Consider the following 22,926-nt stretch of genomic DNA (forward strand, 5'->3'; position numbering starts at 1 on the left):
AAAATCTCCCTTCAGCACATCCATCGACAAAAGAGCCTCTGGCATGTTTTATTGATGCAAAGGGTTTTAAAACGCACCGGCATTTCAGATTGAGATTTGTGCTTATGTCATGCGGAGAATCAAGATTGATCGAGTGCCATTCAAACATGACTCATAAAAGAGATTCTGCTCCTTTCAGAAACTTCCTCACATCCATTTTTCTGATCGTTTTCCTATTTTCTCCGTCTGAAAAGCCCCCTGTATTTGGCCAGAGCATTACTCAACAGGACCAGACCATTCTTCCTTCATCAGATTTCAATCCCTGCCTCCGGATTCTGTCGATCGATGGAGGAGGCGTCCGGGGCATCATTCCCGCAGCGGTTCTTGAAAGGATCGAAGAAGAAACCGGGGAACCGGTCAGCAGACTGTTTGACTTCATTTCGGGAACATCCACAGGGGCTGTCATTTCCCTGGCACTGACAAAACCATCAGAAAAGGATTCCCAAAAAGCTCAGTTTTCCGCCAAAGATATTGTCGGATTCTATGAACGCGACAGCAGGATCCTCTTTCCTCCCCCATCAACCGAAACGGAAGAAAAGCGTTTCCTCACCTCAACAAAATACTCACCGGAACCGCCACTGAACATTTTCAGGCAAACCTTTGGCAAAACCGGACTAAAAAAGTCCCTCGTTCCCATTCTTGTTCCAACCTACAACATCAAGGAGAAGAAACCGTTTTTCTTTAAAAGCTGGGTCAAAAGCACCAACGACTACCCGATGAGTGAAGTCGCCCGGGCGGCTGTTGCCGCCCCGGGCTACTTCCCCCCTGTCGAACTTCCCGCCCACAGGCAAACATCCTCCCCAAAACAGACAATTGTACTGGTCGACGGCGGAGTCTTTGCCAATAATCCCATGAGATATGCCTTGGAAAACTCCTATCAATTGGGCAATATCCGAAAAGGCATTTTTCTCCTGTCTCTTGGAACAGGAAAAACCTCTCCCGAACACCCAAGAGAAAGCCCTTATCACTGGGAAGAGGCACAATGGCCATCACCACTAAAAAATCTTCTCTTTGCTGATCCACCCATTAGCAACCAAGAGTCATCCTCCCAGATCACACTGCGGATGGAGCCCGTCATTCCAGCGGAAAACGCCGCAATGGACAATGCCCGAGAACAAAACCTGCTGACGCTCAGAAATATCTCCAAGCAGATGATGAATCAAAACCGACCAGCCTTCAAAAGGATTTTGAGGATTCTCAAAACACCTCGGCCGGCCGGTTGTTTCAGAGAGGGCAACCTCCCGGATTGACCGGAAAACAGACCATTCGGCCAATCATTATCCTCCATTTCATCTGACCGATTTTTGTCTAACTGCCTTTATTGTATAGAGCCAAAGCCTCCTCTACGGATTGGTCCAGTACGGCAATGGCGTGAATCGCGCGACAAAAACGGATAGCTTCCTCAAAAGAACGTTGATGAACATTTCTTCCGGTGGCACAACCGGATGTGCCACCAAGATGAATCTGATCATAGAGACGCTTTAAAAAGCTGGGAACGGTGGTCTCGGCGCCACCGGCGCAAACCACCTGGGATCTGCCGGCCGCCGCCACCGCTTCCCTGAGCAACATCCCGTCCATCTGGCCGGACGGATCAACAGGAGGATTAATCTTTATAAAATCTGCACCCAGACAGGCCCCGACACCAGCTCCTCCGGCAATCAAATGGGCATCGTTCTCATTCCCAACAGATCGTCCTCTCGGATAAACCCACAAGACAAATACCAGACCCATCTGATGTGCCTCAAAAATGAGTCTTGAAGCCTCGGACAACATTGCTGGCTCATACTCGCTTCCCGGATAAAGGGTATAACCGAGAGCCACAACGCGCACTCCGGCATGGCGAACAAACTGTTCAACCTGGGATGTTTCCTGCCACTGGAGACTGACAGGATCCTTCTGGTCCTTCTTCACAAGATGGGTTTTTGAATTCAGCTTGATCAGATAAGGAATATCGCGATAATCCATCCCATACCGCGCAATCAGACCCATCTGGCCTGCAAAGCAACCGACAGGAGCGCTCTGGGCTATTTTAAAAAGATGCTCCGGAGAAGAATCATCAGCCGCCACGGCAGCCCCGACAAAATCATCATTCAGATGCTCAACCTTTTGATCCCCGGCCATGAGGAAAAGCCGTCCGGTCTCTTTTGTCATCAAACGATAATTCTCTTCGTAGCGTCTTCTCGCCGCGCCTCTCGGCACATCCAGGGGAATTGACAATTTCATCATAACGCCCTCCCTACCAGTTAAAGGAATCATCAACTTCATGGAAAGCTTCGGCAAACATGCCCCTCAGCTCAAATCATAACATTCACTTCATGATCCCCCCAAACGTTCAAACTCCTCCCTTACAAAACCGACATCCGCGAACCTGCCATGATTGACCAGATCGGAAAAAGCATGTCATAGTGGTGGACCGGTACTGATCCGCATTCATTTCCCCCGACCCGAACATGAAAAATCGTCCAGTTGGGAAATCAAAATGAATCGACGAGCCTTCCCGGGGCATGCGGAGGAGAACAACAGCTTTGGCTGCCGCTCCCCGTCCATCCAGTTTGACAAAATAAAGCTTGATCAAATACAATTACAGGACGTAAAGATCTGAAAAAACGTCACCATTTTCCGTTGTCTCCGATGGAATGATTGCCGCCGGAATCAATCGTACGGGGAACTATTATCTGTTAAGGAGATCCTGTGTCCCAATATCGCGTAGCAGTTGGTCCTGAAGCATTTCTTCCCCCCTCCGCAGCCATGATGGGGATTTCTCTCCCCGACCCGGGTGAAGGGCATATTGAAGGTGTCCTTGTCCCAGAGATTCAGGCTATCGAAGAAGCTGCAAGAAGGCTTTCCAAAGCCAAGGTTCCGACCTTTTTCCCTGGTCCGCTCGTTCTTTGGAAGTGGAACGAAAAATCTGCAAAAATGGCCAAGGTCATCAAAAGGGCTTCTGTCGAAGGGGGCATCAACATCATCCCCATGACAGACTACCGCCCCAAATATCCAAAGATTGATCCTGAAACAGAAATCAATCCCAACCATCCCAACCTCACCATATGGCACAACAAGATCGATGCGTGCCTGTTTGTTGGCGTCCATTGCCACCAAGCCAACCTGGCTCTCAAGATCATTCGTGGCGGAACAGACTGTTTCACAATGGCCTTCTGTTCTTTTTCCGGACATGAGGATGCCAATCTGTCGGTAAGGGATACTTCCCCGGAAACGTTCGAGCTATTGACAGACTTTCTCATCAAAATGCGTTCCAACTCAAAAGGGTTTTAAGAATACCCTTTTGGCAGGAAAACCATATTGTCCATAAGGAGGAGTTCCCTAGAGGGATTTCTCCTTTTATGGCGATAAGGCAGGGGATGCCGGGAGAAAAATCAGTTTTCCGGATCCATTTGTATATGTAGCGGTTTATGGCCGCCAATATTCTTCTATCCAATCAACGTTTCACAAAAGGAGTGGAAGTGAATCCTTACAAAGTCATGAGGGGTCCGGAAGGATTCCTGCCCCCGGCAGCGGCATTGGCCGGAAACATACTCCCCGAGCCAGGATTTGGCCACATCGAAGGAAGAATCGTCAACGAGGACCAGGCTGTCGAAGAAGCTGCAAGAATGTTTGTCGGCGCAAAGGTTCCAACGATTTTCCCGGGTCCCCTTGTTCTCTGGGGATGGAACGAAAAAGCCATCAAGACTGCTGAGGCGGTCGAGCGTCTTTCCATCGCAGGTGGAATCAACATTATCCCGATGCCGGACTATCGCCCGAAATACCCGAAGATTGATCCAGAAGCAGAAATCAACCCGAATCACCCCAACCTCACCATATGGCACAACAAAATCGATGTTTGCATGTTTATCGGTGTGCACTGCCATTATGCCAATCTTTCGCTCAAGATCATTCGCGGCGGAACAGCCTGCTACACAATGGCATTCTGCGCAGAGGCAGGCCATGAAGATGCCAACCTCAGCGTCAGGGACATGTCTCCAACAAAGCTTGACAAAGTGACCGAAATCGTCAAGAAGCTGAAAACGAATTCAAAAGGGTTTTGATCAACACTCCGAAAGGCCAGACGTTAGAAGATCTGGCCTTTCGGACATTGGTTAAACCAATCGGGATCATCTCATCCATTCCTTCCGATTTGCACTCCGACGATTTCCCCCAATCTCTCTATGACCTGTTCGCACCGTAGTATAGCGGTATAACCCAGTCAATCTCCTGAAACAAAAACTGCAGCCGATACCACCCATAAGATTTTGAATTCCAACACATCAAGGTAAAGATCCCTCAATGGATCTCCTATCGGTGAGTGATGACAAAAAAACTCCCGTCTTACGCCTTCTGATAAACCGTTTAAGCCATTCTGAGCCGGAGCGAAAATATCCCTTGATCCACGGATCAAAAAATCCGATTTCATGACTGTCACTGGCCTCCTTCAGACAAATGGAACATTGGAGACGCTTCCGCTTTGACAGACCCACCGGTCACTGGGATAATGGACCATCGCTCCATCCCAGAAAATCAGATTCACTACCGGTTCCTGAACGAGCCCTCTTGAAGAAACGGATATTTCCATGACCTTGACCATCAATTTCGCTTCTTCTGCATCATGACCAATCCGTTTGGAGTCCTTCCGATCATTCTTCTCCTGATCCCTCTTGTCCCTTTCCTGGGGGGAGCGGTCGTTTTTTTCCTCAAAAAAGACGAGAACATATCCTTCAGGCTTCTTTTTCCATTAGGTGCCCTGTCACTTCTAGGCTCCGTCATCATGGACGCGGCTTCCCCGTGGAATGGCCATCCCGTGAATTTCGTCCTCTTTCCGGATCCATTTTCAGAGATACCCGGCCCAGGAATCTCCATTTCCTGGGATCCTCTCTCCGGAATCCTGTCCATTTTCATACTCCTCGTGTTTCTCAACATTCTGACCTTCTCGCGTCGAACCATGTCGACCGAACCCTATGCCGGAGCGTTTTTATCCGCCCTCTCCCTGGCCACCGGATCCCTCCTTCTTCTCGTGACAGCAAGGCACCTCTTGTTGATCTACCTTGCCTGGGAACTGGTCCTTCTCGCCTTGATTCTCCTCTTGATCCACCATCGCCACAGATCACTCTCCGCAATGGGAGTGATCTCCACCTGGACCATGAACCAGCTTGGCGGGGGACTTCTGCTCTCGGGATTTCTTCTTGTCGGAAAGATGGCAGGAACCTTCGATCTCGACACCCTTTTCCGAAGACTCGATCCCCAACTGGGCCTCTTACAGGGAAGCCCCGGAGAGCTCATCCTCGCCTGCACGCTCATCTCCTGTGGACTCTGCATCAGATCCGTCCAGTTTCCATTTCACGGCTGGCTTTTAACAACACTCGACGCACCCACTCCCGTATCGGCCTTCATGCATGCCGGCATCGTCAATGCGGGAGGTTTTTTGCTGACCAGGCTCGCTCCGCTTTTCAATACAACGCCGATTGTTCTTGATGGACTGTTTCTTGTCGGAGCCACCACAGCGGTCGCCGGATCGGCCATGATGCTCATTCAGGTCCGGGTCAAAAATACCCTGGTCTACTCCACCATCGGGCAAATGGGATACATGATCGCCGAATGCGGACTTGGTGTTTTTCCTGCCGCCATTTTCCACATGATCGCCCACGGGATTTTTAAAGGGACCCTTTTTCTAGGATCGGGAAGCATCATCCACGAGATCCGGGTCAACGAACACGAACCAAAGGGCGTCGTCCGAAAACTCTTCGGACGACATCACAAAGTCGGTATCCTTCTTCTTGGGATGATTGTCATTGTTCCCCTTGGCTGGCTCTGGTACCACATGATACGGGGCGGAGGGTTCCTACCTCAAAACGGGGCCTTCATCCTGATCATGTTTGGGGTTGCAACCGCCATCCAGACAGTTCTTTCCCTGACCAGATCCCGCCACCTGCTCACACCAAAATCCTTGGGAATCATGGCCGGAGCCCTCATCACCCTCGTGGGACTATATTGGGGATCCATCCATCTTTTTGACCAGATGCTGGAAGTCGTGGTTGGAAAACCCTCTCCCGAGGAGGTGGACAACCGGTTGAGGTTCCTCGTTCCGGCGACCTTTACAACCATGGCCTATATTCTTTTCCTTGGCGGAGGTCTTCTGATGAGGGAGGGAAAATCTTCCCCTGCTGTCTCACCGGCTCTTTTAAACAAAATTCACGGTCTTCTGGGAAGGGATCTCGGCGTCTCAACCTTTGCCCGTAGACTCATCACCGAGCCCCTGATGGCCATTGCCCGTACCATCAGGTCGCTTACGATCAAACCCGGAGACCTTTCCGTCAGGGATCGGGAACTTTGATGAAAGACCCTTTACTCCTGACCATCCTGTTGCTCCTACCTATTTTTTCGATGGTGCTGAACTTCCTTTCCGGAAAAAAAGAGGATCCATTCAACCGGGAAAGCCATTCCCTGGCCCGTTTGTCAAAGCTCTGGCCAATGATTCTCTTTTCTCTTGTCGCCGCCGTTCTGGGAAAACAGCTTGAAGCGCCGCTGACATTTACAATTCTTGCATCGCTTCCTCTTCTTTTGTTTCTTCCGCTCGATGACACAATAGACCCTCTCCGAAACACCCGAACGATCTCGTCACTTCTGACGATTTTCTTTGCGTCGGGCTTTCTGATCTCTCCCGACTCGCTCTGGGCAACCCTGTTTTGGGAAGGATTACTCATATCCCTTCTCTTCTCCGGAACATTCGGGAGAATCACGAAGGTCGATGATAATTTTCGTACAAGCGGGGTTCCCTTCCCCCTTTTGATTTCCGCCCTTTTATTTCCGGCTTCCCAGTGGTTGTCGGGAACCCTTCCCGGACAACACATCCATGTTTCGCTTCTCTCTTTCACGACTGGAATCGTTGCACTCGGACTCTTTCTGCCTTCGGCCCCATTCATGAAATGGCTCCTTCTTTTCCCGGATGACAAACTGACGGCCAGAAGCTATTTCCAGCGGGTAGCGCTCACGCTGGTCGCGACAGATGGCCTCATGAGATTCATCCTTCCCCAGCAGTCTCTTGCCGGCAGATCGTTTTTATTGTCCCATGGACACCTGACACTCTTGTCGATGCTTCTCGTGATATCGGCGCTTCTCGCCCAGATCCAGGGACTGGCTCTTGCCTTTAGTGAGCCGGTTCTCTTTCGCCGAGTGGCCTACCTGACATTCTCCCAGTCGACACTTCTTGCCACCGCCATCCTTCTTGGAGGCAGCCATCGGGAAACCATCCTGACCCTTCTGTCCGTATCGCTCATCTCATGCACTGTCACCATCGGCATGCCCCTGTTCCATATCGAGCTCCAAACCCGGCACAGGACCCTTTCAAGCCTTGGTGGCCTCCTGGTCAACATGCCCAGGACTGCGATCCTCATGGCTCTGGGAAGCATCGCCTTTTCAGGTTTTCCAGGATTTTCCCTCGCGGCGGCCTTTTCCTTTTTTGCTTTTGACAGGTGGGCGATTCCTTACCTTCTCCTCTCACTCTTTCTTGTAACGATCACCGGGATCCTTCTCGGCAGAACGCTCGGCAATCTTTTCCTTGGAGAGGAACCTAAAGCCTCTTACCGGCCAAGAGACTTGTCCCTGTGGTCTTTCTCCCTGGGGATCCTTCTACTGCTTCCGATCACCCTGCTGGCGTTCTACCCCCCAAGCTCCGGACACGGACTCTTTCACCGCCCAGGCTTCAATCAGTCCCTTTCCATAAAGACAGGATCTTCAAAATGAACAATGCCCTGACACCTGCCAGCATCGAACTGAGGTCACGGATCCGTCTGGCACTCTCCATGATCCCCACAGCCTGGCCGCTGGACGGTTTCATCCACCATAACCCCCTCCACGGACTGACCGACCTCCACTTCACGAAAGCCCTTTCACAGGGGGCCACCCTGTTTGGGGGAGGCGTGTGGCCGACCCGCTCCTATCTGAGGGATCAGTTCAAAAAAGGATCCCTGACCCGCTCCGCCCTTCGAAAAACCCTTCTGGAGGCGAATGTCCTTCTGAAAAGCGAAAGCACTGATCCCGGAGTCGAACTCGATTCTCCAAACGACGCCGGGCTGCCTTCACTGACACTTTCCCGGATATTCATGTCGGAGCTCCTTGTTGATCCGCCAACACCTGTGTTTTGGGAGAGGGACTGGGACCAATCCCTTCCCGGTGAAGAGACGGAAGACCCAGCATGGGATTCGATCATCGACGAGCTTTGTCAATCTGGAGAAGAACTCGGATTGCTCCAGGACAGAAAAGTGGTCAGGAAAAACGTTGCGGCGATTGCCCGAAAGGTCAGGGATCTCCATAAACTCCTCACCCCTCAAAGGAAGCTTTCCGGCAGCGCCTTTTTCCCTTTCACCTTCAAGGAGAGATCCCATGGAGGCCATCTCTTTTTCGAGGACGGACTGCAATCCGATCCCCTCCATCATCTGAACACCTTAATCGATGGCATCTCTCCCGATGAGTTCTCTATCGACCGGCTGAAACCCACTCCCCTTGAATGGCTTGACCGTCTTGCCGGCACATCCCTTGTCTCCCGTCTCGACAATGCGATGAGCGAGGCGGCAGCCCTGTTCATGGATAATGGACAGGCGTTCTGGACACTTCCCGACCGGGAGAAGGGATTCTTCTCCCTCTTTAAAACCCGATGGAGCGATCCTCTCCTCGCACCGGATCCAATCTCCTCATGCTCTTCGGGGCTCGCGTCCCTTCCCGACTCCCCCGAAGAGGCAATGCTCTGGGTTCTGAAAGAGATGGGCATTCCTTCCTCGGAATGGGTGGCCCTTTTCTATCGGGAGTTTTCCTTCCTTCCGGGTTGGTCCGGAACCATCCGCTGGATGTCCGAGTCCCACGAACACCGATCCTTCCCCCCCATCGACCCGACCGAATGGATCTCCCTCCGGCTCTGCACCGAATATTTTCTGGGGGAACCTGTAACACGGTCTCTCTGGAAAATTCCCTTTTCAAGGCCAGCGATTTCAGGGATTTGCAAAGAACATCCGGAAGAGGCCGCCATTCGCCTCCTGGGACTCCATCCCGACCTTCCGCGAGGGGTTGTCCGAAAAATCGAGGAAGTGACCCTGGAGAGGCCTTTCCAAAGCGTATCGTTTGGTTACGAGGAGCTCTGGGAAGAGATCGTCTCCTCCCACCTGAGAAACCAGCCCTTTTTAGACCTGATCCTCTCCCTCTCCCGACTCTGGCTCTGGGAAGAAGGACGTCTTCCTGATCCTTCCGCACTCACCATCGAGCAACTGGCCTCCCTGATGAACGCGTTTTCCCGGATCCGAAGGGAGAACCTTCCCCTCTGGGGGCTTATGGCCCTTGAGCATCATTACCGGCAAGAACTTCTGGGCCAGATCGGCAGCAAGCCCGAAAGCCGCTCCTCCACAGAAGGCTCTCCCCCCAAAAACCAGGTTCTCTTCTGTATCGACGTCCGGTCCGAATCTGTCAGAAGACATCTTGAAACACTGGGACCTTACGAAACACGTGGTGTTGCGGGATTTTTTGGTCTTCCCATCGCATTTCGGTCATTTGGTGCGATGATCTTCCACCGTCAGTCGCCCCCGACGATTTCTCCCAGGATTTTTCTGTGGGAGCTTCACCGTCCCTTTGCCGTGCGATCGATGCGCAGCTTTTTTCAGGGACGAAGGATCTGGCGATGGCTGAACCATCTTCTCCACGAACTGAAAAACAATGTGGTGACGCCTTATGTTCTGGTCGAGGCAATCGGCTGGATATCGGGAGTTCCTTTCTTTGGAAGAACCCTTTTCCCGAGGCGGTACGGAGAACTCTCCGAGACCGTTGCCGCATCCGTCCTGCCAGAGGTGCCCACGATGGTTCCGCTGGACAAGATTTCGGAAAAGGAAGCCCGGGAAATCGTCGAACAGGAGCAACGCCAAACCATCCGGCAGGTCGTCGCCGAGAAATACAGCCAACGGAATCTTCCCAGAATCCCCGGACGGGCGGTCGAGGAATTCCGGTTTCTGATCCTCTCCACCGATCATGAAAAAGAAAATCCCCAAACCAGCCTCGCGAAACTGATCGGACTCTCCCCCAAAGAGGAAGAAGCCCTGATCCGCGATTTGCGGGAAATTCACCATCTGACACCCCGGATGGCGGCCAACAGGATCGAGGAGCTCGCGCGCGTGGGACTCACCCCGAACGAACAGGCCAATCTTGCCGAAACGGTTCTCACCGTCTCGGGACTTCGTCACAACCTGGGACGGCTCGTGCTTTTTCTTGGCCACCGAAGCCGGTCAGAAAACAATCCTTTTGAATCGGCCCTCGACTGCGGCGCCTGCGGAGGTCGAGACGGAAGCCCCAACGCACGGGTCTCGGCGGGACTTCTGAACCGTCCCGCCGTTCGGGAAATCCTCCAGAAAAGATCGATACACATTCCATCGGACACCTTTTTCATGGCCGGTGTCCATGAAACCACGACAGACCGCTTCTTCTTCTATGATCAGGAGGACTGGCCAGAAAGCCATCTCCCGGAAATCGGCGTCCTGATCAAGGACCTCCGTACGGCAGGAACACTGTCGGCGATGGAGCGGCAAACCACATTTCCCGACTCTTCTCCACAATCACCGAACATGTCACAGTCCTCTCTTGTCAAACGGGCCCACGACTGGGCAGAGGTCCGGCCGGAATGGGGACTTTCCGGAAACGCGGCCCTCGTGATCGGGAATCGCTCCCTCACATCAGGACGGAATCTCTCAAACCGTGTGTTTCTCCAGGAGTACAACCATTCCGACGACCCCCGGGGGAAATGGCTCGAGACACTCCTTTCCGGACCCATGGTGGTCGCATGGTGGATCAATCTCGAACATTACTTTTCTTCCGTCGACCCCAGAGTCTGGGGCTCCGGAAGCAAGGTTTCCCATAATGTGACCGGCAGGCTGGGTGTCGTGGTTGGACATGAAGGGGACCTGAGGTTTGGACTTCCACGACAGACTGTGATGGACAAGAACAGAAAACTCAGACATGAGCCGCTCAGGCTCCTCGTCATTGTTGAAACCACAAGGGAGAGGATGGAATCCGCCCTTCTGGCCTCCCTGTCCATCCGGAAGATTTTCGATCTGGAGTGGGCAACCCTTGTTGTCAAGGAGCCGGAACAGCCAGGTTTCTGGCGATATGAAGCGGGAGGAGCCTGGATTCCAGAAGAGGCTCAAACACCAATCGCCTTTCGAATATAAACCTACAAAAAAGAGGATCCAATGGCAGGACTGAAGCTTTATTCCGTCAAAAAAGTGGAAATCATCACCGCAGGGGAACACCTTCCCTTTCTCAGGGAACTCCTCGACGATGTCAAGGTGTCCGGCTACACCATCATTCCCGATGTCTCGGGAAAGGGCCACAGCGGCTTCCATGAAGCGCAGCTCATGTTCAACGACATGAACATTCTGGTCATGGTCATTACCGTTGTCCCCGAATCCTGGGTCGAGACGATCCTCTCGGGGCTCTCGCCTCTTTTTGAGCGTTACTCCGGGGTGGTCTTTGTATCGGATGTCCAGGTCAGCAGGAGGGAGTATTTCGGGGGGACAGGCCAGACGACCTGATTCCCCGAAAAAAGAATTTACCGGGACGGGCTTTCTTCGTGGAAGGCCACGAGAGGATGAAGGGCGATCTCGTTATCCAGTGCATGATAGAAACGAAGAATACTGTTTCGGGTTGCCCCCAGATCAGGAAGTGACCCGTCAGCCTTTCCCGACATGGACAGCCTGACGCCTTCGGAGATGGGGGTTTTGGTCAGCGTCATGGTCTCTTTCTTTCTCCAGAATGTCGAAGGAACCTTGATCCGGTAGGTCCCGCCTGTTCCTGACACCGTCAGCGTCTCGATCGTCCAGCCCCGAAAATGCTTGATCGCCCGCATGATGTTCTGATCCAGAACAATAACATCCCCTTCATAGTTTCGGTCCATCAGCTCGGGGAGGGGATATCCCTGGCCAGTCCAGGCCCGGTTCAGGGAGAAGTAGACGGATAATCGCTTCATGACTCCCGGAGGATTCCACAGATTCGTGTTGTTCGAGATCAGGTCCCCTCCGAGATAGACAAAACAGGCCAGACAGAAAACGGCCAAACCGATGAAAGTCCAGCGCACCGGTCCGCTCATCCATGGCCCCCTGCTTCGAGAAATCTCTCGGCATCCATGGCCGCCATGCACCCGGAACCGGCTGCGGAAATTGCCTGGCGGTAGGTCGGATCCTGAACATCTCCCGCCGCAAAGATACCGGGGACGGAGGTTTTGGTTCCGTCATGGGTCCGGATATAGCCGACATCGTCCATGTCGCACAGCCCTTTCACAAAATGGCTGTTGGGGGTATGGCCGATCCCGAGGAAAAAGCCCTGACAGGGAATCTCGGAGATCTCCCCCGTTACGGAGTCCTTGACCCTGACACCGGTCACCTGTCCTTTGGACACGTCAAGGACTTCGAGAACTTCCTTGTTCCAGGCAAACCGGATCTTTTCATTGGCGTGAGCGCGATCCTGCATCGCTTTTGAGGCGCGAAGACGATCCCGGCGATGGACGATGGTCACCGACTTTCCAAAACGCGTCAGAAAGATCGCCTCTTCAAGGGCTGTATCCCCACCTCCGATCACAACGATCTCCCGTTCCTTGAAAAAGAATCCGTCGCATGTCGCACAGGCCGACACACCGGCTCCCATAAGGGCTTTTTCAGACGGGAGTCCCAGATATTTGGCCGAAGCCCCGGAAGCGATAATCAGGGTTTTCGTATGGAGAACCTCATCTTCCCCGGACAGAATGAATCCGCCTTTTTCCGGAACGACCGACTCGATTGAACGGGTCATGAACCGGGTTCCGAAGCGGAGGACCTGGGCCTTCATCCTTTCAATCAGCTCGGGCCCGGTGATCCCATCCGGAAATCCGGGAAAATTGTCCACTTCAGTCGTTGTCGTCAACTGTCCCCCATGCTGGGGACCTTCCAGAACAACAGGAGAAAGTCCGGCTCTGGCGGTATAAAGTGCTGCGGTCAGTCCCGCCGGACCGGACCCCAAAATCACGACGTCTTCCACAAAACCTCCATTCAGAAAACAGCCCTCAACCAGTCAAGAGGATCCCGGGGAAAGAGTCTTTCCGGAGAGATCCACCGGAGAATCCCCATTCAAAACAACATGCATTCTCTCACAGCTTGCCGGCTTCCCGCCAGATCCCCCAAACGCTCCAGAAGAGAGATCCTTACCTCAAAAACGTAAAGAGCCAATCTCCATCGAGAATGACCGGAAATAAAAGCTTTTACGATACAGAACGACACTGGAAGGTCAATAACCGGATTTGCGGATTATCGGATATTCCGTTATTCTGATCTCTATGGACACGATCGCTCAAATCGGAACTCGCGGGCAAGTCACTTTGCCAGCATCCGCCAGAAAACAGTTGGGGCTCAAATCGGGAGACACCCTCCTTGTGCATGTCGAGGATGGCCGGATCGTTCTTGATCCGGCCGTTGTCCTGCCGGTGGAGATTTATACGGAAAAACGCATCGCTGAATTTGCAGAACAGTCGACAATGACAACGGAAGAATTGGAAAAAGCGCGGCGTTATTGGGAACAGTAAGAAAGGTTGTTATTGTTTTTCTGGATGCAAACATACTGTTTTCAGCCGCCCTTGGCGGTGAATCATTTTCCCTGCTGTGGGATTTGGCACAGCAGGGGAAAATCATCCTGCTCAGCAGTCCCTACTGCATGATAGAAGCCCGTCGCAATATCGAAAGAAAGAGACCGCAAGCGCTGAGCAATTTCGAAGAAAAGCTCTCTGGTGTCCATTCCGTTGTTTCCAGAATCACCATGAACTTTCAGTCTGACTTGAACGATAAGGACAGACCGGTGTTCGATGATGCGATAGCAGCAGGTGTGGACGTGCTGCTGACCGGTGATGTCCGTCACTTTGGATTACTGAGGAAGCGCTCGGACCTCCCTTTACGCGTGATGAGCTTAAGGACATTTCTTCTCCACGAGTGAACGTTTCCCACAAAGTGCAAAGAATCTATTGGCGGAAACAATGCTGTCCGCACCTTTCCTCTTACCGGGACGCAAAGCCAATCGTTCTCAAATCCTACCCTCTGCCCGCGGAATATTCTCCCGATCCACGTTGTAAACGCCAATACCGCAATCATCGTTCCTTCTGACAGATTGCCATGATCCTTTTGGACGGGTCATTCAATCTGCGGACTTTATTACAGGAATCATTATAACTTCGGATTCGCCCTGGGCGTTCCGTCCGCCCGGACCCAGCGGGGATAGTCCCGACCCGTGGCAAAGTCCAGCGCGGCACGATCAACGGTCAACCGGTACTGAGCTTTTGCAAGGGAGGCCCTGGTATCGAGAAGATAGACTTCCGCAAGAGTCAGCTTGACGATGGAGATCAGGTTCGCCTCATATTTGGCCTGAGCCAGCCGGAGACCAAGCTTTGCTTCCTCTACCGCCTGCGTATAAGCTTTCACGTCGTAAAGATCGGTCCTGACCCTTTCATGGGCTGAAACAACCTCGTAGCGGATCCTGTGATCGAGATCCTTAAGCTTGTCTGCCTCAAAAAGCGCCTTCTGATGGCTTGCCTCGACCTGTGACCGGATCATCCCTCCCGTGTAGATCGGAACATTCACCATCGCACCCCCCAACCACCATCCCGGTGTGTAGGAAGCGCCGGTATTGAGCTGATTCAGGGTGCCAAAGGATCCGAATGCGGAAAGGTACGGATAATGGGAAGCCTTCACAGAGGTTGTGTACTCGTTGATGGCACCGACCGTCGACTTAACCGCATGCATCTCCGGACGGGCGTCGAGCGCCGTCTTCACAAGATCCTGCAAGGGAGAAAGAGGAGACATATCCTCCGAAACCTTCGTGGGGAAATAGTTCTTTGCCCCACCCTGTCCCAGTCCAAGCGCTTCGTTGAGTCTTGCCACACGGGTCTTCACATCGTCCTTCATTCCGACAAGAAGTGCCTGGGCCTTCAACAGATCGACCTGTGCGAACTCATCGTCAAGCTTCGACTTGTACTGCGCCTTGTAAAGGGATCTGGTCAATTCCCGAACAAGAGCCCGCTGCTCCTCGTTCTTCTGGTAGACAATCACGAGCTGCTTGTCCAGCTGAAGATGGGCGTAGGCCTCTCGCACCTGAAGGATGACCCAGGCATCCCGGGTCACGAGATCGGCGACCGCCGCATGTTCCTTTTTCTCCGCCGATCGGGTCAGGTGAAGGTATCGCCCGAAATCAAACAGCATCTGGGTCGCTCCAATGGACGCATCGAACACATTCGATGTCTGTGTCCCGTCCCTTCCGAGCGGCCCGATCCCGCCGTAGGTGATCGGCATGAATGGAGAGTATGCATAGCCGTTATTGTAGGGCCTGTTGCTCACACCGGGATTGCCGGTTCCAAACATCGCTCCCGCCCCCACATTTGGCAGAAAATGCGCATTCGCCTCACCAATCTTCGCTTTCTTGGCCGCCACCCGGTGGCGATAGGCAAAAAGCCTGGGATGGTGGTGAATCGCAAAGGAGATGGCCTGATCCACCGTGAGATGAGGGTCCGGCGCATCCGTCACGATCGCCCCGGAAGCCATTGCCCGGGAGGAGATCCCGGTCAGGACAATCGCAGTCAATAGCCACATCGTCCAAGTCTTTTTTTGAATCATCAGGAACCATCCTCCATATCGCTTTTCCCAAAACGGAATCCGAACCATTTCATCAACCAAGCTGTCTCGCCGGCCGGTAAGGAATGACCCTTCTCGGAATGGCATGAACATGCTGTCCTTCCCGAACATGCCAGCGCCCCATGACCACTACCCGGTCTCCGGGATTCAATCCTTTGGACACCTTGACCCAGTTTCCGTTGTCGACCTCGATCTCGATCGGACGGATATGGGCCACACCATGATCCACAACCACAACCGTAAGCGGCTTATCCACTCGCGCGCGAATGGCAAAACCCGGAATGAGGATCGCTTTTTTCGAATGTTCCAGAGAGAAGGTAAACTCACCGTACATTCCAGGGTGAATGGCGAGGTCATGGTTATCAAAATCGATCTCGGTCCGCATTGTCCGGGTCCTCAGATTTTCCTCAAAATCGAAACGGGTCACGGTCCCCCTGAACATGCGACCTGGCAAGGCCGAAAAGGCAACCTCAACCGGCTGCCCCCTCTTCACCAGCGGAGCGACCTGGGCCGGCACCCATACATAGGCGCGAAGCTTGTTGACACGTTCAACGGTCACAATCGGCTGAACACTGTCCGTATGGGATGTCCCGATGGAAATCATCTTTCCCGGATCCACAAACCTCTGCGTCACCATGCCATCAAAAGGAGCCCGGATCGTCCTGTAGTCCATCAGGGCCTCATCATGGAGAACCTGGGCCTTAGCCATCTTGTAGGCGGCCTCTTTCTCCTGGACACGCTCTTTCGAAATCAGTTTCGGATGGTCCGCCCAAACCTGCTGGATACGCAAAAACGTCAGCCGGGCGATCTTCTCCTTCGCCTGATCTTTCTTGAGAGTCTGGCGAAGCTCCGGATCGGCGATGATCGCCAGAACCTGCCCTTTTCGCACCATATCTCCCTTGTCGACATTCAGGACGCGAAGATAACCTGGCACATGGGCCATGATCACGGCTTTCCGGAAAGAATGGATGGATGCGGGGATCGTCACTTTCCGGACGAAGTCCTGTGAGCGGACACGGACATACTGGACCGTCTGGAGAGGACGCTCAACCTTTTTTTCAGGATTCAGCATGTGATAGACAAGAAGGATCACCGGCGTGATGATCAGGCTCAAAAGGACCACAAGGATCCTCATCCGGTCCTTTCTTGTCACCTCGACCTTGGAAAGGTCGATCTCCTGCTTCCACTCGGGATTGAACTCTTCTGGATGATGCGATGCCGTGTCCTGGCTTTCCGTCATTTTCTCCTGCCTTCCTTCTGCCCATCCGCTCCATCACTTCCCTTTGGAGCCACAAATTCAAGACCAAGTTTTCTCAATCTGTAGTTCAGGGACGAACGGTTCATCCCCAATATTTTTGCAGCCTGAGTCCTGTTGCCCCGAACGCGCTCCAGGATCTGGGCAATCTTGCGTCTCTCCTCATCGAGAAGTTCCTGGCGAAGACTCCCCTCCTTGCCCGCCCTGCGGGGGGAAGCATTCTCAATGGGAGGATTGCCCATCGACTGAAATTCCTTTGGAAGGTCTTCCACCCCCATCAAACCGTTCCTGGAGTGGACCGCCATCCCTTCAAGAACATTTTTGAGCTCCCGGAGATTGCCGGGCCAGCTGTGCTTTTCAAAAAGGGGCAATATGCCGGGCTCCAGAGTAAAGCGCCTGTGCATCTCCTGTCCGAGACGGGCGAGAATGGTCTCGGACAGGATACCCAGATCCGAGATCCTCTGGCGGAGAGGCGGAAAGCTCAAAAGAAGCGGATTCAGCCGGAAGAAAAGATCCTTCAGAAAATGGCCTTCCCCGACCATAGCGCCCAGATCCTTTCTTGTGGCCGCGAGAATCCGCACATTGAGCCGCACAGGATGATTTCCACCCGTTCTTGTCAATTCCCCTTTTTCGATCAGAAGCAGAACCCGCTCCTGAATCGAAGGAGAAAGGGCATCGACCTCGTCCAAAAAAACCGTTCCGCCATCACTGGTCTCAAAAAGCCCCCGCTGGACCGATCCCCCCCCTGAAATCCCACGTTTTTCTTCTCCGAAAAGTCTCTCCAGAAGTTCTCTCTCGGAAAATCCTGAACAATCGATCATTGCGAAGGGGGTCTCCCTGCGCTTTGAATAGGCGGTCAGGCTTCTCGCCGCCGTCTTCCTCCCCGTACCCGATTCTCCGACAAAGAGAACCGGAGAGTCCATCCGGGAAAATCGGATGAGATTTTCCCGAAGCGAGAGCATCCTGGAATCCCGACCCACAAGCTCCTCCGAGGAGATATCAAGCTGTCCCCTCAAAAGTCCGTTGGCCCTTCGGAGAGAGACCTCCCTTAACGCGCGTTCGAGTCTCAGCTCGAGAATCGTGAGCGAGAAGGGTTTTTCCAAAAAATCATGGGCTCCGGAACGCATTGCCTCCATCGCCGCTTCCGCTCCGCCAAAAGCCGTCATGATGATCACAAGCGTATCCGGGCAGCTTTCCCGGATACGCGACAGGATATCAAGTCCATCGGGCCCGGAAAGTTTCAGGTCGAGAAGAACGACATCGTACCGGCAGGCAGGGAAACTCCGGGGCAGATCCTGGTCCCCTCTGGCATCATCCACGTCATGCCCCCGTTTTCTGAGCGCCTCGACCAGAACAGAACGAAGGGCCTCATCATCATCCACGACCAGAATCGTCATCCGGGAATTCCCTTCACTCTAAAGATTGGCACAATTGAATCTTTCCCTGTTTGACTCCGGGAAAGAGTGTTCCTTAAGATCAAGGTTGGTGAGCGATGCATTTTCGGCATTCACTCTCGATCCGAAAAGCAACCGGCAGACAGAATTCTTTCCATGCCCTATTTTGGGGACATAACGTCTTATCTGACATTATCCGTCGATTCCTATCCTCGATCCTGTCCGGGCCGGCCCTCATCCGATCATTATTCACAAACATAAAGTCCGTCTTCCTTGAACCGGACATCACAACACCTTGGAGAATGCGATGACCCCAACCAACGACACCACCAAAGCCCATCGTCATGCCGGAATTTTCATTCCGGAATCCACACCGGAAATCATCAGCGTCACAGGTGAAGACCGGGCGACCTTCCTTCAGGGCATTGTCAGCCAGGATATGGTCAATGCCAAAACCAACGACGTTCTCTATACGCTGTTTCTCGACCCCAAAGCCCATATCCTGTTCGAAGCCTGGGTCGCCATCCTTCCGGAGGAGATCCTCCTGCTACCCCCAACGGGAACTGGGGAAGGACTTCTCGCCCATCTCAAGAAATATCTCTTTTTCCGGACCAAGGCCAAGGTCGGGATTTCATCCGACCGTTTCGAGATTGCCCATGTCGCGGGTCCAAAGCTGCTGGCCATCCTCTCCGTCCTCCTCGAATCCGGCGATAGCCCCATCAGGGGGATCAACGGAGGCGGATACGCGCTGTTTCACCCCTCGACCTTTCAGAAGGAAACACCCATCGGACCGATGGCCGATCTTCTCATCCCGAAAGAATCTTTCCCGACCCTCAAAAAAACACTCGCCGAAACCTTCCTTTCTGCCGGCGGCACTGTTCTTTCCGAAGAAGGGTTCAAGTCCTACAAACTGGAAATGGGCATTCCATCTTACCCATATGAACTCAACGACCAGCATTTTCCAGCGGAAGCAGGTCTTGAGTCGATCGGAGTTTCCTTCACAAAGGGATGCTTTGTCGGCCAGGAGCCTGTCACCCGGATCAAGTTCCAGGGGAAGCTGAACCGGGGGCTGGCCGGCTTTGTCCTGTCGGGCAAGGAACCCATTGCATCCCTACCGGAAACCATCTTCGACACAACCACACAAACCCATGTCGGAACATTGACCAGCATCGCCTTTTCCGTCTTCAGGGGTGAAACCATCGGACTCGGCTACCTCAAGAACTCCCACGCCGAACCCGGAACGGAGCTTGCCCTTTCCTCCGGCCGAACACTCCATGTGGAGTCTCTACCCTAGCAGAATCAGGCTTTTTGAGCCTTCCTGCGCTTTGACCTCTCCTCCCACCGGTCTTCGAGCTGGTGGATCAGGACATAAAGGACAGGCACCTGAAAAAGTGTGAGGATGGTCATCACCAGAAGGCCTCCGATAACAGCACGTGCCAGAGGCTCTTCCGGACCGGAACCGACACCCATTCCGACTGCAGTGGGAATCATTGCCAGAACCGTTCCCACTGCGGTCATCAGGATGGGACGCAAACGAACGCTTCCCGCCTCGACCACAGCACGAACAAGCGGAGCTCCCTGCTCTCTCAGCCTGATGGCAAACTCCACCAGCAAAACGGAGTTTGACACGCCGATTCCGATATCCATGATGATTCCTATAAGGGATTCGATATTGATTCCCGAATGGGTCGCATACAGCATGAACAGGACGCCCATCAGACCAAACGGGACGGAAACCATGATGATAAAGGGATCCAGAAAGGACTGGAACTGGGCGACAAGCGCCAGGTAGACCAGAGCCATGGCCAGAAGAACCGCAACGCCCATCGATCCGAACGACCTGTGCATGCTGGCGAGCATACCCGTTTCCCGCCAGGTATAGCCTTCCGGGAGCTTCACGGTTTTCATGTAGTCCTCGACCTTCCCTCCAACCTCTCCCAGGGAATAGACATCTCCATGCTTGAAGTTCACAAGGACATCAACAACCCTCTCCACATCGTAATGGAAGACCGCGGTGGGGTTGACCGACCGCTTGAACTCCGCGACATCCTGAAGGTAGATCGGAGGCCGACCGCCGTCCTGTTTATCCCCTGCCCATCCCTGCGGTCGATGGAACGCAAGCTGGCTCCTCCCCCCCGCATCAAAGGGAATCGGCTCAAGACGCCGGATAAAGATATCCTTGATGTCGTCAAGGTTGTTGATCTTGTCTTCCGGGTACTGTCCCGTCAGAAAGTAGGGATTTCCCGTGCGTGTATCGACCCAGAAATCCTCGGCGATGGCGTTGTTGGTCGCAAGGGAGGTAATGACATTCTTGTCGACATCCAGTTCGCTCACCCCCAGAAAAGCCGCCTTGTTCCGGTCGACATTCACCTGGAAAACAGGATAGTGGAAGTTTTGCTTGACCCGGATATTGAACGTTCCCGGGATTTTCCGGATATGGTCGCGAATCATCTTCGACAGATGGCCAAGCTCCCGGTATGAGGGGCCCAGGACCTGGATGTCGATCGGAGCCTCGCCGGATCCCGCCAGAATCTGGGTAATGATCGAAGAGGACTCGAAATAGAAACCGACATTCGGAAACTGTTCGGCAAGATAGGGCCGGATCTTCGACTCCCAGTACCACATCGAATGCTTTCGCTTGTCGGAAGGGTTCAGCTGGACCAGGATCGTGGCCATGTAGCTCCAGAGATTGTTCGTATACATGGACGCCCAGCCCGGCCTGACCCCCTCGTTGACCACAATATGGACGACATCCTTTTTCGGGATGATCCGTCGGATAGCGGCATCGACCCGGGTCGAATAGGCATCGACCATTTCGATTCTCGACCCCACCGGAAGTCTCATCTGGATCACAAAGGCCCCGGTATCATCGGACGGAAAATAACCGGACTTGATCTGGCTGACCAGAAAAAGCGAACTGATAAAAGCCAGAGCCACCAAAAGGGAAAACAACCCTTTCTTGGACAATGCCTCCATCAGAAAATGGCGGTAGCCGTTCTTGAAGCGGTCGAAGACCTGGTTGAACCTGGCAAATGCCCGGTCAAAGGCGGTATCCTTCGGACCGGAGTCCGCTTCCGACTTCAAGAACCATGCCGAAAGAACCGGAACGAGCGTCATCGACACAAGGTAGGATGCGATCATCGAGAAGACCACCGCCGCTGCCAGCGGGGTGAACAGAAAACGACCCTTCCCCTGAAGAAAGAGTACCGGTGAGAACACGATCATCGTCGCGATCGTCGAGGCCAGAACCGGCATCGCCACCTCGCTGGCTCCCGCCAGGGCGGCATCATAAGGCGCCTTGCCCATTTCAAGGTGGCGGTTCGTGTTTTCAAGAACGACGATGGAGTCGTCGACCAGACGTCCGATCGCCAGCGCCAGACCGCCAAGGGTCATGATATTGATCGTCTGCCCGGTGGCGTTCAGCATGATCAGTCCTGCAAGAAGCGAGAGAGGAATCGATGTGGCAATGATCAGGGTCGCCCTGAAGTTCCCCAGAAAGATCAGGATCATGAAGGCCGTCAGGATGATGCCGACCGCTCCTTCGCGCTCAAGACTGGCAAGAGACTCCCGGATATAGACCGACTGATCGAAGATCAATGAAAGCTGGAGACTTTTCGGAAGGCCATAAAAGGTCTTCAACGCCGCCCGGGTGGCGTTGACCACCTTGACGGTATTGGCCCCCTCCTGCTTCAGAAGGGGAATATAGACCGATTTTCGTCCATCGATCCTGACGGGGTTGGTCTGAATGCGGTAAGAGTCTTTCGCGACACCGATATCCTTGATGAAGACCGGCTTTCCGTCCTTGACCGTCACAGGAAGGTTGTTGATATCCTTCATCGGCCCCAGAAGAGCATTGACCACCACGTCGTAACTCGAGTCGCCGATCTTCGCGAATCCCGCCGGCCAGATCACATTTTGGGAGTTCAGGGTCTTCACCACATCCCAGATGGAAAGACCCCGGGCCAGAAGAGCCTCTTTCTCGGGGTACACCTGGATCTGACGGGAAAGTCCACCGAAAACGGGAGGGGCGGCGGCGCCCTTCACGACGCCCATCTGCGAACGGATATTGTAATAACCGATATCGTAGATCTGGGACTGGTTGAGCTTTTCGCTTTTCAAAACGATATCGCCGATCGGAATCGCCGATACCCCAAACGGGATGATCACTGGAGGGAACGTCCCTGGGGGAAGGTACTTCAGGGCCGAATAGACCATGGAGACGACCATGGAAACGGCGGCGTTGGTGGAATAGCTTGAGTTGAAGCGAACATTGATCAGACTGATTCCGATCATGCTCTCGCTTTTGATGCTCCGGATATAGGGGGCCTGGAGAATGAACCTCTCAAGCTGCTCGGTCAGATCCATCTCCACATTGTGGACCTCAAGCCCCGGAAGAAGGGTCAGAACCTCAACCTGAGGAGTCGGGATCCTTGGAAAAATCGACACGTTCATGCTCGAGATACTTTCAAATCCCAGAAGCACAAACGCCAATGCCACAGCCACGATCGTATACGGGCTCTTCAGAGACCCCTTAACCAGAAACACTCGAACCCCCTCCCAAGACCATTTCTGCCGG

The 22,926-nt window shown here is 53.4% G+C and carries 18 protein-coding genes; 10 read left to right on the forward strand and 8 right to left on the reverse strand.

Translation table 11 applies throughout. From position 1 onward, the window contains the following. The first annotated feature begins 125 nt into the window (after positions 1–125). The gene (locus tag LFE_RS11205) at positions 126–1,289 is read left to right on the forward strand and encodes a patatin-like phospholipase family protein (RefSeq protein ID WP_014450334.1); all 1,164 of its coding nucleotides are present in this window, start codon (positions 126–128) and stop codon (positions 1,287–1,289) included. A gap of 58 nt (positions 1,290–1,347) precedes the next feature. Here LFE_RS11205 and LFE_RS11210 read toward each other — a convergent pair whose 3' ends face one another. After that, positions 1,348–2,265 (reverse strand): beta/alpha barrel domain-containing protein, encoded by a 918-nt coding sequence (locus tag LFE_RS11210; protein ID WP_014450335.1) that lies wholly within the window; start codon positions 2,263–2,265, stop codon positions 1,348–1,350. A gap of 465 nt (positions 2,266–2,730) precedes the next feature. Between LFE_RS11210 and LFE_RS11220 the strand changes: the two genes are divergently transcribed. Continuing rightward, positions 2,731–3,312 carry a carbon monoxide dehydrogenase beta subunit family protein gene (locus LFE_RS11220; protein WP_014450336.1) on the forward strand — a complete coding sequence of 194 codons (582 nt, stop codon included), beginning with the start codon at positions 2,731–2,733 and terminating at the stop codon, positions 3,310–3,312. 188 nt (positions 3,313–3,500) lie between these two features. Beyond that, complete coding sequence (locus LFE_RS11225) at positions 3,501–4,082, forward strand: carbon monoxide dehydrogenase beta subunit family protein (protein ID WP_041774429.1); 582 nt, start codon at positions 3,501–3,503, stop codon at positions 4,080–4,082. Between the two features lie 383 nt (positions 4,083–4,465). On the opposite strand, the gene LFE_RS14175 is transcribed toward LFE_RS11225, so the two are convergent. Next, positions 4,466–4,621 carry a hypothetical protein gene (locus LFE_RS14175; protein ID WP_158310274.1) on the reverse strand — a complete coding sequence of 52 codons (156 nt, stop codon included), beginning with the start codon at positions 4,619–4,621 and terminating at the stop codon, positions 4,466–4,468. An 18-nt stretch (positions 4,622–4,639) separates the two neighbouring features. Here LFE_RS14175 and LFE_RS13295 point away from each other — a divergent pair, with 18 nt between their 5' ends. The 4 genes from LFE_RS13295 to LFE_RS11250 are packed head-to-tail and all read left to right on the forward strand — an operon-like array spanning position 4,640 to position 11,591. Continuing rightward, on the forward strand, positions 4,640–6,361 hold the full coding sequence (locus tag LFE_RS13295; RefSeq protein WP_050989529.1) for a proton-conducting transporter transmembrane domain-containing protein: 1,722 nt from the start codon (positions 4,640–4,642) through the stop codon (positions 6,359–6,361). After that, positions 6,361–7,770: a hypothetical protein gene (locus LFE_RS11240; RefSeq protein WP_041774432.1), complete on the forward strand. Its 1,410-nt coding sequence runs from the start codon at positions 6,361–6,363 to the stop codon at positions 7,768–7,770. Before LFE_RS13295 ends, LFE_RS11240 begins: the two co-directional genes overlap by 1 nt. Then, on the forward strand, positions 7,767–11,228 hold the full coding sequence (locus LFE_RS11245; protein ID WP_014450345.1) for a DUF2309 domain-containing protein: 3,462 nt from the start codon (positions 7,767–7,769) through the stop codon (positions 11,226–11,228). The genes LFE_RS11240 and LFE_RS11245 overlap by 4 nt, the downstream gene beginning before the upstream one ends. A gap of 21 nt (positions 11,229–11,249) precedes the next feature. Continuing rightward, complete coding sequence (locus LFE_RS11250; protein WP_014450346.1) at positions 11,250–11,591, forward strand: P-II family nitrogen regulator; 342 nt, start codon at positions 11,250–11,252, stop codon at positions 11,589–11,591. Positions 11,592–11,608: 17 nt separating this feature from the next. On the opposite strand, the gene LFE_RS11255 is transcribed toward LFE_RS11250, so the two are convergent. Beyond that, entirely contained in the window at positions 11,609–12,145 is a 537-nt protein-coding gene (locus tag LFE_RS11255) for a hypothetical protein (RefSeq protein ID WP_014450347.1), read from the reverse strand. Beyond that, the gene (gene trxB, locus LFE_RS11260; protein WP_014450348.1) at positions 12,142–13,068 is read right to left on the reverse strand and encodes a thioredoxin-disulfide reductase; all 927 of its coding nucleotides are present in this window, start codon (positions 13,066–13,068) and stop codon (positions 12,142–12,144) included. Before trxB ends, LFE_RS11255 begins: the two co-directional genes overlap by 4 nt. 259 nt (positions 13,069–13,327) lie before the next feature. Here trxB and LFE_RS11265 point away from each other — a divergent pair, with 259 nt between their 5' ends. Both LFE_RS11265 and LFE_RS11270 read left to right on the forward strand, forming a co-directional pair. Continuing rightward, on the forward strand, positions 13,328–13,609 hold the full coding sequence (locus LFE_RS11265; protein ID WP_014450349.1) for an AbrB/MazE/SpoVT family DNA-binding domain-containing protein: 282 nt from the start codon (positions 13,328–13,330) through the stop codon (positions 13,607–13,609). Then, positions 13,597–14,013, forward strand: coding sequence for a PIN domain-containing protein (locus LFE_RS11270; protein WP_014450350.1), 417 nt, complete (start codon positions 13,597–13,599; stop codon positions 14,011–14,013). The genes LFE_RS11265 and LFE_RS11270 overlap by 13 nt, the downstream gene beginning before the upstream one ends. A 227-nt stretch (positions 14,014–14,240) precedes the next feature. Here the strand turns inward: LFE_RS11270 and LFE_RS11275 are convergent, their stop codons facing one another. From LFE_RS11275 to LFE_RS11285, 3 genes are read right to left on the reverse strand one after another with little or no spacing between them, the layout of a single operon-like run. Then, complete coding sequence (locus LFE_RS11275) at positions 14,241–15,683, reverse strand: TolC family protein (protein ID WP_014450351.1); 1,443 nt, start codon at positions 15,681–15,683, stop codon at positions 14,241–14,243. A gap of 52 nt (positions 15,684–15,735) precedes the next feature. Beyond that, positions 15,736–16,941: an efflux RND transporter periplasmic adaptor subunit gene (locus LFE_RS11280; protein ID WP_014450352.1), complete on the reverse strand. Its 1,206-nt coding sequence runs from the start codon at positions 16,939–16,941 to the stop codon at positions 15,736–15,738. After that, positions 16,938–18,353, reverse strand: coding sequence for a sigma-54-dependent transcriptional regulator (locus tag LFE_RS11285; RefSeq protein ID WP_014450353.1), 1,416 nt, complete (start codon positions 18,351–18,353; stop codon positions 16,938–16,940). The genes LFE_RS11280 and LFE_RS11285 overlap by 4 nt, the downstream gene beginning before the upstream one ends. A gap of 304 nt (positions 18,354–18,657) precedes the next feature. On the opposite strand from LFE_RS11285, the gene ygfZ reads away from it, so the two are divergent. Continuing rightward, positions 18,658–19,644 carry a CAF17-like 4Fe-4S cluster assembly/insertion protein YgfZ gene (gene ygfZ / locus LFE_RS11290; RefSeq protein ID WP_014450354.1) on the forward strand — a complete coding sequence of 329 codons (987 nt, stop codon included), beginning with the start codon at positions 18,658–18,660 and terminating at the stop codon, positions 19,642–19,644. Between the two features lie 5 nt (positions 19,645–19,649). On the opposite strand, the gene LFE_RS11295 is transcribed toward ygfZ, so the two are convergent. Further along, positions 19,650–22,895, reverse strand: a complete 3,246-nt coding sequence (locus tag LFE_RS11295; RefSeq protein WP_014450355.1) for an efflux RND transporter permease subunit — start codon at positions 22,893–22,895, stop codon at positions 19,650–19,652. Positions 22,896–22,926 lie beyond the last annotated feature (31 nt).

Origin of the sequence: Leptospirillum ferrooxidans C2-3, assembly GCF_000284315.1 — a bacterium.
Taxonomy (GTDB): domain Bacteria; phylum Nitrospirota; class Leptospirillia; order Leptospirillales; family Leptospirillaceae; genus Leptospirillum; species Leptospirillum ferrooxidans.

Coding starts and splice junctions, on each gene's coding strand:
- LFE_RS11280 (WP_014450352.1), bottom strand. CDS start 16,941: ATGACGGAAAGCCAGGACACGGCATCGCATCATCCAGAAGAGTTCAAT.
- LFE_RS11210 (WP_014450335.1), bottom strand. CDS start 2,265: ATGATGAAATTGTCAATTCCCCTGGATGTGCCGAGAGGCGCGGCGAGA.
- LFE_RS11275 (WP_014450351.1), bottom strand. CDS start 15,683: ATGATTCAAAAAAAGACTTGGACGATGTGGCTATTGACTGCGATTGTC.
- LFE_RS11245 (WP_014450345.1), top strand. CDS start 7,767: ATGAACAATGCCCTGACACCTGCCAGCATCGAACTGAGGTCACGGATC.
- LFE_RS11240 (WP_041774432.1), top strand. CDS start 6,361: ATGAAAGACCCTTTACTCCTGACCATCCTGTTGCTCCTACCTATTTTT.
- LFE_RS11250 (WP_014450346.1), top strand. CDS start 11,250: ATGGCAGGACTGAAGCTTTATTCCGTCAAAAAAGTGGAAATCATCACC.
- ygfZ (WP_014450354.1), top strand. CDS start 18,658: ATGACCCCAACCAACGACACCACCAAAGCCCATCGTCATGCCGGAATT.
- LFE_RS13295 (WP_050989529.1), top strand. CDS start 4,640: ATGACCAATCCGTTTGGAGTCCTTCCGATCATTCTTCTCCTGATCCCT.
- LFE_RS11285 (WP_014450353.1), bottom strand. CDS start 18,353: ATGACGATTCTGGTCGTGGATGATGATGAGGCCCTTCGTTCTGTTCTG.
- LFE_RS11255 (WP_014450347.1), bottom strand. CDS start 12,145: ATGAGCGGACCGGTGCGCTGGACTTTCATCGGTTTGGCCGTTTTCTGT.